Origin of the sequence: Streptomyces sp. MMCC 100, assembly GCF_041538145.2 — a bacterium.
In the GTDB taxonomy this organism is placed as follows: domain Bacteria; phylum Actinomycetota; class Actinomycetes; order Streptomycetales; family Streptomycetaceae; genus Streptomyces.
In genome coordinates this window covers 5,377,076-5,390,290 of record NZ_JBGORK020000001.1, presented here as the reverse complement: position 1 = coordinate 5,390,290, position 13,215 = coordinate 5,377,076, and the positions used below count along the sequence as shown (strand labels likewise).

General features: G+C 65.7%; 7 protein-coding genes and 1 pseudogene. 3 read left to right on the top strand and 5 right to left on the bottom strand.

Annotated elements, in window-relative coordinates; genetic code table 11:
- Nucleotides 1-55: 55 nt before the first annotated feature.
- The 4 genes from ABS735_RS25025 to ABS735_RS25010 all read right to left on the bottom strand — a co-directional run bounded on the left by ABS735_RS25025 (nt 56) and on the right by ABS735_RS25010 (nt 3,680).
- The gene (locus ABS735_RS25025; protein ID WP_373900317.1) at nt 56-2,263 is read right to left on the bottom strand and encodes a hypothetical protein; all 2,208 of its coding nucleotides are present in this window, start codon (nt 2,261-2,263) and stop codon (nt 56-58) included.
- A complete protein-coding gene (locus ABS735_RS25020; protein ID WP_373900318.1) occupies nt 2,260-2,919 on the bottom strand; it encodes an ABC transporter ATP-binding protein in 660 nt (219 codons plus the stop codon). Before ABS735_RS25020 ends, ABS735_RS25025 begins: the two co-directional genes overlap by 4 nt.
- 206 nt (nt 2,920-3,125) lie before the next feature.
- Complete coding sequence (locus tag ABS735_RS25015; RefSeq protein WP_373900319.1) at nt 3,126-3,473, bottom strand: hypothetical protein; 348 nt, start codon at nt 3,471-3,473, stop codon at nt 3,126-3,128.
- Nucleotides 3,474-3,542: 69 nt separating this feature from the next.
- Nucleotides 3,543-3,680, bottom strand: coding sequence for a hypothetical protein (locus ABS735_RS25010; protein WP_373900320.1), 138 nt, complete (start codon nt 3,678-3,680; stop codon nt 3,543-3,545).
- Between the two features lie 799 nt (nt 3,681-4,479).
- Between ABS735_RS25010 and ABS735_RS25005 the strand changes: the two genes are divergently transcribed.
- Nucleotides 4,480-10,008 carry a DUF6531 domain-containing protein gene (locus ABS735_RS25005; protein WP_373900321.1) on the top strand — a complete coding sequence of 1,843 codons (5,529 nt, stop codon included), beginning with the start codon at nt 4,480-4,482 and terminating at the stop codon, nt 10,006-10,008.
- Entirely contained in the window at nt 10,009-10,503 is a 495-nt protein-coding gene (locus ABS735_RS25000) for a hypothetical protein (protein ID WP_373900322.1), read from the top strand.
- A gap of 395 nt (nt 10,504-10,898) precedes the next feature.
- Here the strand turns inward: ABS735_RS25000 and ABS735_RS24995 are convergent.
- A pseudogene (locus tag ABS735_RS24995) lies at nt 10,899-11,231 on the bottom strand (hypothetical protein); the annotation flags it as partial.
- Between the two features lie 152 nt (nt 11,232-11,383).
- Between ABS735_RS24995 and ggt the strand changes: the two are divergent.
- Nucleotides 11,384-13,213, top strand: a complete 1,830-nt coding sequence (ggt, locus tag ABS735_RS24990) for a gamma-glutamyltransferase (RefSeq protein ID WP_373900323.1) — start codon at nt 11,384-11,386, stop codon at nt 13,211-13,213.
- Nucleotides 13,214-13,215 lie beyond the last annotated feature (2 nt).

Here is a 13,215-nt window from a genome sequence, read left to right as displayed (position 1 = left end):
TGCGGTGATCTGTCGTTCGACCAGCCACCTCTCCCCCTGCTCTCATCCGGTCAGTTCAGTCTCCGACTGGTCTCCAAGAAGTGGCTGTTCTTGCTGCGGATCGCCAGCCCCACAGGCACAGCAGCACTGCACATGCGCTCGTGACGACCGCGAGGATGAGGTAGAGACTATCCGGCACGGGTTGCCTGCCGCCGACGGTAATGGGGGCGGTCAACCATAGGGAGATGACGCTCCCAAGCACCGCCGCCACCAGCGTGGGCGCCAGCAAGGACCAGGTGACGATGGTACCGAAGATCCTGTTACCGCCGGTAAGCACCGAGAGTGGTGCCACTTCCCGACCGAAGCGCAGGAATTCGGCGAGTGCGGTGAAGCCGATGGCCACTACTGTCAGACAGGCACCGATCATCCCAAGCAGCCGCACCCACGAAGCGGACGCCGCGAGGTCTTTCGCACCCAGGAGCCAACTGTTGCCCAAGGGCTCCACGCTGGCCTGCACGCTCAGGTGTGCGTGCGCGGTCTCCTTGAGCGCGGGCACCGACAGATCGTTTCCCGATTGGGAGACGACGAGCAGTGACAGCACCTCGTCATCCGCTACTTTGACGCCGTCCACCCGGCCTTGCTGCGCCACCACTTGGGCGTCGGCTCTGCCGCCGGTCCAGCGGAGCAGTTCTGAGATACGCGTATCACGAGGCTTCACGTCCGAGGACCCTGCCGCGGAGCAAGGCAGCTTGACGGCTTTCAGAGCCGCGCAGGAGCCCGTGAGTAGGAGGGTTGCGGCATCGTTGCCGCCCGGGGCGCTCTGCTGTGCAAGCAGTGCATGGGCGTCGGAGGGAAGGGCAGCCATGAAATCCGCCATCCGCTCCCGGTCTCCGGGGTAGGGGGAGACGGTCAGGAGTGAGGTGCCAATTCGGTCCCGTGTGGACAAGGCGTTTGTCGCGTTCTCGCCCAGCAAGCTGGTCCAGAGCTGAGTTTGGGCCACAAGACCGATCATGACGATCACGGCGGCGACGAAGCGCGCAGTGACCCTGGTCTGGGTGGCCATCCTGCGTCCGGCCACGAGCATTCCTGGGCGTCCCAGCTTGTTGCCCGCACGGGCGATCCGCCCCCCGAACCAGCCAGTGAGAGCGGCAATGACCGAGGGGAGCGTCGCCAGTACTCCTGCGACACCCAGTGCGTAGACGGGCAGACGCAGTTCGTCGCCGGCGAGTTCCGAACCGCGCACCGCGAAGAGCATGGCGAACGGGAAGAGCCAAGGCAACCAGGCCCGCTGGCGTTGAAAGCGGGAAACAGGGCGCGTCGAGCCCTCAGCGGGGCGCCGGGGGTGCAGCAGCACGGCCGCTACCAACAACGCGGCAAACGCAACCACGCCTGCAGCCACCAACCATGGCACGGCACGCCGAGCGTCCTGGACGCTGAGGGTGAAGTCGACCCAGGGAAACGGTATGTCGGTGAGGAGAGCCGGACTGAGGACGACAGCGGCCGTGCCGAGACCGAGCAATGAGGGGCCAGTCACCTCACCCACGGTGAACACCATCCGCGAGCCTGCGCCTGCCCCCAAGGCTTCGAAAAGTGCCAGCCTTCGCTGCCGGGCCGCCGATCCAATGCGTACGGCCGTCACAGCAAGGGCGGCGGCGGGCAACAGCGTGAACCCGGCGAGCCCTGCGGCCAAGACCGACAGGTCAGGAATAGACATACTCTCGCCAAGCGAAGCGATTCCCTCCCGTCGCAGACCGAAGCTCGCGACAGGGTGCATGTCCTGCTTATCCAGTAGATGCGCACGGGGCCGGACGTAGGCGAAGCGCTCCTCCGGCGCCTCCAGCCCCTCCACTCCGATTGTGCCGACAAGTTTGCCGTATCGAGTCCGAATGCCTTCCCTCTCGCCCGCTTTCAACAGAGCAGGCGACAGCAGGACCTCACCTGGATGGGGCCAGCGGTCGAGCCCGGGAGGCAGCGGGGCATCCGACGCCAACGGTTCGATGTACACCACCGCGAACTGGCGCCCATCAACATCGTCGGTGTCCCAAGACCAGAGAGCCACGGCCTCGCTCCGCTGCGCTTCTCTGAGGATCTGTGGTGCGCGTGCGGCTCCCCGGAGTTCCCGGCCCTCGTAGGTGGCGTGCGCGAGGACCAGTCCACCCAGCGTCAGGGCAAGCAGAGATGTGGCCAGGAAGATTGCCCAGAACCTCAGCCGCCCGCCCTCACTGGAGAGGCTCGTCTTCCATCCGGCTCGAAAGAGCTGAAGCGACAAAGGACGGTGCTTCACTTGGCCACTCCGCATTCCGCTTCCGCGCGTTGAGGTGCTGGAGTCAGACGTCCGTCCTGGAGCAGGAGGCGCCGCTGAGCGTGTCGAGCCACGGCGTAGTCGTGTGTGACGAGCACAAGGCCGCAGTTCCAGCGGTCGGGCAGACTGTAGAGGAGATCGGTGACCGTTTCACGGGTGGCCGAGTCCAGGGCCCCTGTGGGCTCGTCGGCCAGGAGGAGCGCAGGCTTGTTGATCAATGCACGAGCCACGGCGACGCGTTGGCGTTCACCACCAGACAGCGCTCCCGTGTCCGTCGCGTCAGTCGGCAGCTTGAGGTCGGCGAGCAAGCGCTCAGCCCTGGTGAATGCTTCGGCGCGTGGAACTCCGTCGAGCAACGCAGCGACGGCGACGTTTTCCACCGGGGTAAGCTCCGGAAGGAGTTCACCGGACTGGAAGACCACGCCGATCGATTCCCGTCGGTGCCGCAGCAGCCGTCGCCCGGAGAGGCGGTCGATTCTCTCGCTGCGCACTAGCACGGAACCCTCGTCCGGCTTCAGCAGGCCCAGTGCACACATCAATAGCGTCGATTTCCCGCTGCCGCTTGGCCCGGAGATCGCGACCGACTCCCCAGAGGCCACTGTCAGGTCAACAGAGTTGAGGATGATCCGGTCGCGCACTCGGTACCGGAGATTGCATATCTCCAGCACCGCCGCTGATTCCGCCGATTTCAATGTTCCTGCTCTCGCATATTGTCTCTATCTCTGAGCGTGAAGGCGCGTAGCGGCTTTGGCTCACTACGCGCCCTCCGGGGCGCGTGCCTGGTTCATGCAAAGCACCGATAGAATGCCTTGCGTTCACAGGTACGCGCGCCTTCAGCGCCGGATCAGTCGGTGTCCCATCCGCTGCACTCATCGGGCCACATGTTGATGTACTCGCAAGCCTTTATGCGCCAGATCTCGTCGGAGTGATAGGCGCTCCTGTTCGAGTTTCCGTAGCCAGCCTTCTCCCACAGGGTCGAGACGCTTTCACTGAAGTACGGATGCGAGTACTGGGCCTTGACCGGGTGGCCGTCCGCTGCCGTGTCTTTGATGTTCGCGTAGTGGCGAACGTTGCCCGACGTCCAGGCATAGGCCCCGTTCGTTGAGGCGTTGATCTCTCCTGCGAATGCCGGCGTGGACATTGTGAGTGCAGCTACTGCAATCACGGCTGCCGCCGTTTTCTTCATCTCCATGGAACTTCCCTTTCGTCGCTCTTCGCCCCAGTCCCCGACGAGGGCGATCCGCCATCTGCCTCGTCGAGGTCAGTCGTCGTCCCATGCGCTGCACTCATCGGGCCAGTTGTTGATGTACTCGCAGGCTTTGATCCTGGTGATCAGTGACCCGTAGCCGCTGGTGTTGCTGTGTCCGTATCCGCTCTTTTCCCACAGAGTCCGAAGCACGTCGAGATCGTACAAGCGGTAGTACTGAGCCTTGACTGGATGACCGTCCTTCGCCGTGTCCTTGATGTTCGCGTAATGATCGTCGCTTGTGGTCCAGGCATATGCCCCATCAGTCGACGCATTGAACGCGAAGGCAGGGGCAGACGCAGTAACTGCTGCCAACGCGAGCGCAACTACAGCAGTTCTCCTGATTTTTGGCGCTATCAACTAATACTCCCTTTCGATTCTATCGATTCGCCCTTGATGGTGAGGAACTCAAAGGTTCTCGTCTTGCCTTGCCGCATCGACGCAGGCTCGTGGATTGATGGCGAGAACCGCGAGAATTCCCATCAGCGGGTGAAGTTTGGATCGTCGCCTCGTCGCGACCGCCACAAGATCTTGACGGCATCTCCACGCGGCGATCAAGGCCCCAAATGGCCGCATTTGAAGTCGAATGCGACGAAATGTATAACTGTGCGTTACGAAACTGTTGCTCAAAGTGAAGGAGTGCTTGTGGTGGGTCGCGCGCGGTCTTGACGGTCGCCCTTGAAGGGAGAGGCCGCGACTGCGGATGGTGAGGCGGCGCGGCTCGAGAGGGCGATTCAAGCCATGTGGTGGCGAGTTTCAGAGATTATCGGGTGAGCGCTTCAACTGAACTGCCTGTGCTGTCCGCCGAGTTGATTGCCGACACGCTCGGCAAAGGTATGACAACCGGCCAGTCTGCGATGGGCCCCTTGATCGCACGGCTGAAACTCTTCAGGATCTTGAGGTTGTGCAAAGGTGCGTTGCCTTGTGTGCATGCAGTGAAAGGGGTGGGGGAGTGCTGGCGTCTGTGTCTGGGCGGGTGCGGGCGTTGATCGTGCTGGTGGTGCTGTCCGTGGTTGCGGGCGGTGGCTGGCTGGTCAAGGTCTCAGGAGGTGGCGCCGGTGGGGTCGTCGAGGCGTACAGCTATCGGGGGCCGCAGCCGGCGGCTCATCAGGAGCCGGTGACGCCGGAACAGCGGCGTGAGCAGACGCGAGGCAAGGCGAAGCCCGTCAAGCCCCATGCGCTTCCCACGACGCAGAGCAAGCCGACGACGGCGGAGCAGATCAAGCTGCTGAAGGAAAACCAGAAGCGGCTGCGCTCCCAGGGGCCGGAGTCGCCTGCTGTGCCCGCTCCTTCCGGCAGTCCTGTCACCCAGGCATCCTTCACCACCCGCAGTCAGGCGGCGACCGCTGCGTCATACTCCGCTGGCGCTCTGTACGTGGTGTCGCAGGACCCGTTCGGGAACACGGCCGCCCAGCAGGGCGGCTTCCTGATGACGCTGGGCAATCACATCGGTGCGGCGGTGCCGGGGGAGCCGCTGCAGGTGTCGGCGGCGATCTGGCAGGTCGGGGGTGAAGACGACGAAGTACACCCGGTGAAGGTGACCTGGCAGGTGGACTACACCAGTTGCCACTCCGGTGAAGAGGAGGATCAGTCCTTCGACTTCGGTCAGACGGTGCAGGCGCCGACGTTGAACTCCGATCGTGAGTTTCCCGTGGTGAACGCGACGTTCACGGTGCCGACGACGCAGTGCGAGTACCCGCTCCCGAGCTACACCATTTTTGTGTGCACGCGGGTAGCGGACGATCCCACGGACGAGGGGGGCTGCGGCGCGTACAACATGTTCTACATCGTCCCTTCTCTGCCGGACGGTGCTGCGTGTGCAGCAGTGTGCGGGGACGCGAGCGGTGCAACGGGCACGACGGTCATGCGTGCTGACCCGGTGAACACGGCAACGGGTGCCTTCACCGAAGCGTTCACCGATGCGCAGGTCCCCGCGCCGGGAGTACCGCTTTCGGTGGGGCGGGTCTACTCCTCCGACAACACGTTCACCGGTGCTCTGGGGAAGGGCTGGAACCTGCCGTGGGAGACGCGGCTGCAACTCGAGGCCGACGGGGACGCGGTCCTGGTCGGCGGGGGCGGAACGCGGCACACCTATACCAAGGCGTCGGGCGGCGAGTTCGACACTCCTGCTGAGGCGCGTTCCACGCTGGCCGTTGACGGCAGCGGCTTCAAGCTGACCACTGCCGACCATGCGACCTACAGTTTCAACGGCTCCGGGCAGTTGACGGCGGTCAAGGACCGCACCGGCCGGGGCCTGGCCTTGACGTATACCGGCGGCAAGCCGACGGCGATCACGGACGCGGCCGGCCGCAAGGCGGTCCTCGCCTACACGGGCGACCTGCTGGACAAGGTGACACTGGCGGATGGCCGTGTGGTCAACTACGGCTACACCGGTTCCCGCCTGACCGGAGTGACGGGGCTGGATGGTGAGACGGAAGCCTACGCCTACGACACCGCGGGACGCTTGGACAGGGTCACCGACACCCGTGGCAAGCGGGTCACCTTCAACCTCTACGACACCCAGGGCCGGGTGACCAGCCAGACGGACGCCCTGGGACACGAGACGACGTTCTCCTACAGCAAGAACGGCTCCTTCGACCAGGTCGACGTCACCGCTCCGGACGGTGGGGTGTGGACGGACGTCTACTACCAGAACGTTCTGTTCACCCAGATCGACCCGCTGAACAACAAGAGCTACTACCGCTACGACGAGTTCTTCAACCGCACGAGCACCATTGATGCGGAAGTCCGCGAGACCGAGTACGAGTACGACACCTCGGGACGCCTCGAGCGCCGGTCCAGCTCCGCGTCGGACGAGGAGTGGAGCTACGACGTCAATGGCAACGTGGAGACGTACGAGGACGGCGAGTACAACGAGTACACATTCGGGTACAACGCCGCCAACCAGGTCGCCACGGTCGAGGACCCTCTGGGCAAGGTCACCTCGTACGGCTACGACGATGCCACCGGCCTGCTGAAGACCGTCACCACCCCGGGCGGTAAGACCACGTCCTACGGCTACGACACCGACGGCAACCTGACGTCGGTCACCACGCCGAAGGGCAACAGGACCACCTACACCTACTTCCCGTCCGGGCAGGTGAAGACAGTCGTCGATCCGCGCGGCAACGTTGACGGTGCGGATCCGGCGAAGTACACGACCGCCTACACCTACGACGCCGCCGACCGCGTCAAGACCGTCACCGACGCCCTCGGCCACACCACCTCGTTCGCTTACGATGAGGCTGGCAATCTCCGCACGGTTATTGACGCGGCGAAGCGTACGACCGCATACGGCTACAACGACGCAGGCCGCCTGACCAGCGTCACCGACCCGGCGCAGAAGACGACCGTGCTCGACTACGATCCCGTCGGCCGCCTGGCCAAGGAGACCAACCGGCGCGGAGCTACCGTCACCTACAAGTACGACAAGGCCGGCAACCAGATCCAGGTCGTGACCGCCCGGGGCAACGCCACCGGAGCGGACGCGAAGCAGTACACGTGGACGTTCGGCTACGACAAGGTCGGCAACCGCAAGACCGTCACCGACCCGCTCGGCAAGACCACGGCCTTCACCTGGGACGCCGACAACCGCCCGCTGTCGGTCACCGACCCGCTCAACCACACCCGTACCGTCACCTACGACGACAACGGAGCCGTCGAGACGACACGGGACGGCCTCGGCCACGGCATGACGCTGACCTACGAAGCAGGCCGTCTCGCCACTTCCAAGCCCTGGCGCGGAGACGCGACACGCTACGAGTACAACGACGACGGGCAACTGTCGGCCGAAGTCACCCCGGAAGACGAGCGCACCACCTACACGTACAACGACGACGGACAGCTCGCCACGGTCGTCGACCCGCGCGGCAACGCCACCGGCGCCGACCCGTCGAAGTACACCTGGTCCTTCGGCTATGGCCCGGCCGGCCATCCGACCTCCGTCACCGACCCGCTCGGCCACCAGCGCACCACCGGTTACGACGCCGTCGGCAACATCACAGCCGTCACTGACGCCCGCGGCAAGAAGACCGGCTACGAGTACGACACGCTGAACCGCCCGACGAAGGTCACCGCACCGGACACCGGCACCACCACCTTCACCTACAACACCGCCGGCTTCCTCGCGACCAGCACCGACGCCAACACCCACACCAGCACCTACGGCTACAACGCCGAAGGCCAGCTGACGTCGGTCAAGAATCCGCTCGGCAAGACCGTCTCCTACGAGTACGACCTCGACGGCAACCGCACCACATACACCAACGCCCGCGCACAGACGATCACCACCACGGTCGACGCCCGCAACCTGCCGACAAAGATCAGTTACTCCGACGGCACCCCCGCCCAGACCTACGTCTACGACGACGCCAGCCGCATCACCAAGGTCACGGACGCCACCGGCACCCGCACCCTGACCTACGACGACGACGACAAGATCGAGACGATCACAGCGCCGGGTGCGAGCAAGCCCTTCACCTACCGCTGGAACACCGACGACACCCTCAAGTCACGCACCTACCCCGACGGCCGCTCCACCAGCTACACCTACGACGAGACCGGCCGGATCACGGGCCAGACGACCAACAGCAAGGCCGTCTCCTACGCCTACGACAAGGCCGGCAACCTCACCACCGTCACCCTGCCCACCACCACGGCCCGCACCGAGACCCGCACCTACGACGCAGCCGGCCGGCTCGCCTCACTGACCACGCCGACCCTCGACAACACGTTCACCTACGACGCGAACAGCCGGCTGACAGCCGAGACACCCGCCGCCGGCAAGCCGACCCGCTACGGCTACGACGACGCGGGCCGCATGACCCGCGTCTGCACCGACAGCTCGACCACCTCCTGCCTGAGCGGCACCACCGGCAGCACCTACACCTACGACAAGGTCGGCAACCTCAAGACCGCCACCGAAGCCGGCACATCCACCGCGTACACCTACGACGCCGGCGACCAGCTGCTGTCGACGACCACCGGCACGGCCACCACCAGCTACACCTACGACGCCGACGGCAACCAGACCAAAGACGACGACGGCACCTACACCTACGACCCCGCCGGTCGCCTCAAAACCGCCACCATCGGCAGCAACAACTTCGCGTTCGCCCACGACGCCGACGGCAACCGCACCGCCGTCAAGAAGAACAACACACTCGCCGGCACCTCCCTGTGGGACATCAACAACGCCCTCCCACAGATAGCCACCGACACCAACTCCACCGGCGCAACCGTCGCGGACTACCAGTACGACCCTGACGGCACGGCCCGCTCCATGGACCGCGCCGCCGGCGCCTACTACTTCACCCAGGACCGTCAGAACTCCGTCAGCACGGTCTACGACGCAGCAGGCACTGATAACTACCGCTACACCTACGGCCCCTGGGGCAAACCCACCGGCAAGGCCACCATCACCGGCGGCCAGACCAGCCCCTACGGCTACACCGGCCAGTACAACGACCCCTACCTCCCCGACCGCCTCCAGCTCCGCGCCCGCTCCTACGACACCGACCAGCGCCGCTTCACTACCCAGGACCCCGTCCCGGCAGCCGCGGACAACCCCAACCAGTCCCCGTACAACTACGCCGACAACAACCCCGCCAACCTCGCCGACCCCACCGGTCAATGCCCGATGTGCATCGGCGCCATCATCGGCTCCGTCGTCAGCGGCAGCGTCTACGCCTTCACCCACCAGGACGACTTCGACTGGGGCGACTTCGCTGCCAGCACAGCGCAGGGCGCCGTTATCGGTGCTGTCGGCGGCTTCCTCGCCCCTGCCGGCACCGCCCTCGCCAGCCAGCTCGGCCTCCAAGGCGGACGAGCCCTCGGCGTCGCCGTCGTCACCGACGCAGCCATCGGTATGGGGCTTACCTGGGCCATCAACACAGCTCTATGTGAGCCCACCACTCCCACGGACCTTCTTGTTGGAGCCGTTACTGGTGGACTCAACGGTCTAGTCGGGCCAGTGTGGAACGCTCTCAAGGGCGGTTCCAAGTCGCCTGGACTGGTTCTGGACCTGCCTCAACTTCCCTCGATGCGAGGGTCCGCTGGCGCGAAGAAGCCGGCGCCGGCCGTGGAAGTGCATGATGCACCACTTGGGTGGACGCATGGCGGCCAACTCTCCCAGGCGGAAGCCATGGTGGATGACTTCGCGCTGACAAACCACAGCAGTCGCACAAACACACGCACGTACGTCGGTGGTTACAACACCGAAACCGGGCAGATCGCCCTCGCTTCGTCAGGAGGCAGGTTCCCTGGATACAGCTACTGCGCCGAAGGGAACGTATGCTTCGCTCTTGGTGGCGATGCGTCCAAGATAATCTTCACAAACGCCAAAACGGTAGAGAAAGTGAACGGCGTCAAAGTACCTCAACTTAAGCCGGTATGTGTCAGGTGTCAAAATGATTACGACCCGTCCCAGTTCATCCCAGGAGTGACACCTGAACAGGGCGGCCGCTGGGAAGGGCTTAACTAAATGCAGAAATTCGACATGGTGGCCATTGAGGTCGGGTTGCATGAGTGGTCCGCCCTGACCTGTGGGTGTGGTCGTACTGCCAGTCACATTCCGGCGGACTTCCAAAAGATGCTGGAGTCCCGTCCGCCCGCCCGCACGGGAGAGGGGTGGGCCGAAGGGCATGCGTATGTCCAGTCCAATCTGATGCAGCCGGCTGTGGCCACCGCGTCCATGGTCATGGCCTCGCTGGCAGACGGAGGGCACCGCGAACATCGGCGCCAGCTCTTCATTGTCTTGGCTACGCTCGTCAACGGAGAACAAGATGACATTGCGGATAGTTGCCTTGAGGTTGTCAAAAGAGGATCTTGGCTCCTCTATGAAGAAATCGCATCAGGTAGGGATGTTGACTCCGCTTCCTACGCCTTTGAGATTCTGGCGTTGGTAGACGACGAGGCAGTGCGACTCGATGCATTTCGTCGCGACGTTGCTATGAATTTGTCCTCGGATCTTCGGTGACGAATGCGCACCCCCGTGCTTACAGGAGCCTTGGGGTCGTAACGGGTACTGATGTTGCACCTCTGAGGGCGGCCGAAGACCCAGGGCAGGGCGACGGCGTCTGCTCCGCGTGGTGATGACGGCAGATGTTGGACGAGAACGGCCCGCGGACTCTGCGGCCACAGGGCCGGGGTCGCTTCCGAGACTGAGTCACGAGCAGTTTGTCCAGCCGGAGGGAGAGCTGGTCAAGGGGCCCGCAGCGCATGGTTGGGTGAGGTCAGCAATGGGTGCTCGCACGGATCAAGACGCTGATCGGCTGGCTCTCCCGGCAGAGCGGCCCGCCCGGTACCCAGCACCGGGCGGGCCGCTCTGCCGCTTTGCCTCCTTTGTGGGTGTAGCGGAGGCACTTGACCCTTCGAACCGGGGCCGCCCACGCAGAACTCCGTACGCTCGCCGAAGCCCTGGCCGACCATGTCCTGGGTGACCACCTGGACGTGCGCGCCGCAGTCCTTGACCAGCGCGGCGAGCTCCAGCAGCGCGAAGACGTCGAAGCGGTGGACCGCCGGTTCGGAGGCGGCGGGGTCCCGGTTGACGACGAGCAGCGACTCGGAACTGTCCGGCAGCCCGAAGAACGCCTGCTTCCGCCGGAGTTTGCGCTTCCACAGGTAGGTACGGGCGAGCCAGCCCAGCGTGGCGCTGATGCCTGCCGCGACCACACCCAGGACGATGTTGCGTACGTCGTCAGTCATGGGCGCGCATGCTAGCGGGCGTCCGCGTACCTGTGTTCGACGGGCCGCGGTGTACGGGCTCACCCCGGGTGCGCCACGCGCTTCCCGCGTGTTCCTGACGCGGCCATGACGGTCAACTAAGCTGCCCGAACGGCCTTTCCCTGGAGGTGCGGATGCGTCGCCCTGTCGCACGGAATCTGACGGTCCTGGCGGTCTCGGCCGCCGTGGTGGTCTCGGTGGGGGCGGCGGCGCCGCCCACGCACCAGAGCGGGCCCGCCGACCGGGGCGGAACCGCCGACCCGAAGACCCCCGTCGCCGTCGGCTACGGCGGCGCCGTCTCCAGCGTCGACCAGGACGCCTCCGCCGCCGGCATCGAGGTGCTCCGCAAGGGCGGCAACGCCGTCGACGCCGCCGTGGCCACCGCCGCCGCGCTCGGCGTCACCGAGCCGTACTCCGCCGGTGTCGGTGGCGGCGGCTACTTCGTCTACTACGACGCCAAGTCCCGCACGGTGCGCACCATCGACGGCCGCGAGACCGCGCCGCTCACCGCCGACGAGAAGCTCTTCACGGAGAACGGCGAGCCGCTCGCCTTCGCCGACGCCGTCACCAGCGGCCTGTCCGTGGGCACGCCGGGCACACCCGCGACCTGGCAGACGGCCCTCGACCAGTGGGGCAGCCGCAAGCTCGCCTCGGTGCTCAAGCCCGCCGAGCGACTCGCCCGGCACGGCTTCACCGTCGACGAGACCTTCCGCTCCCAGACCGCCTCCAACGAGCAGCGGTTCCGTTACTTCCCGGACACCGCCGAGCTGTTCCTGCCGGGCGGCGAACTCCCGGTCGTCGGCTCCACGTTCAAGAACCCCGATCTGGCGCGCACGTACAAGGAGCTGGGCCGCGAGGGCGTCGGCGCGATCTACCACGGCGAACTCGGCGAGGACATCGTCGACACCGTCGAGAAGCCGCCCGTCGATCCGGACTCCGGCTGGAACGCCCGCCCCGGCGACCTGTCCGCCAAGGACCTCGCCGCCTACGAGGCCAAGCTCCAGGCGCCCACGAAGACCTCGTACCGCGGCCTGAACGTCTACTCCATCGCGCCGTCCTCCTCCGGCGGCACCACGGTCGGCGAGGCCCTGAACATCCTGGAGCGCACCGACCTCTCCGCGGCGGACAAGGCCGGGTACCTGCACCGCTACATCGAGGCCAGCCGCATCGCGTTCGCCGACCGCGGGCGCTGGGTCGGCGACCCCGTCTTCGAGGACGTACCGGCGAAGGAGCTGCTGTCGCAGCGGTACGCCGACTCGCGCGCATGCCTGATCAAGGACGACGCGGCGCTCACCAGCCCCCTCGCCCCCGGCGACCCGAGGCGCCCGGCCCCCTGCGCGAGCGGCGGCACGGCCGCGCCGACGACGTACGAGGGCGAGAACACCACGCACCTCACGGTGGCCGACAAGTGGGGCAACGTCGTCGCCTACACGCTCACCATCGAGCAGACCGGCGGCAGCGGCATCACCGTGCCGGGCCGGGGCTTCCTGCTCAACAACGAGCTGACGGACTTCTCCTTCGCCCCGGCCGACCCGGCGGTCCACGACCCGAACCTGCCCGGGCCCGGCAAGCGCCCGCGCTCCTCGATCGCGCCGACGATCGTCCTGGACCGCCACCACAAGCCGGTCGTGGCCCTCGGCTCGCCCGGCGGCGCCACCATCATCACCACCGTGCTCCAGACCCTCACCGGCTTCGTCGACCGCGGACTCCCGCTCGTCGACGCGATCGCCGCACCGCGCGCCAGCCAGCGCAACGCCGCCCAGACGGAACTCGAACCCGGCCTCTACGACAGTGGGGTACGGGCGGAGCTGGAGGCCCTCGGGCACTCCTTCAAGCTCAACCCCGAGATCGGCGCCGCCACCGGCGTGCAGCGGCTGCCGAACGGCAAGTGGCTGGCCGCCGCCGAGAAGGCACGGCGCGGCGGCGGCTCGGCGATGGTGGTCGAACCGGTGCGACAGAGGTAGAC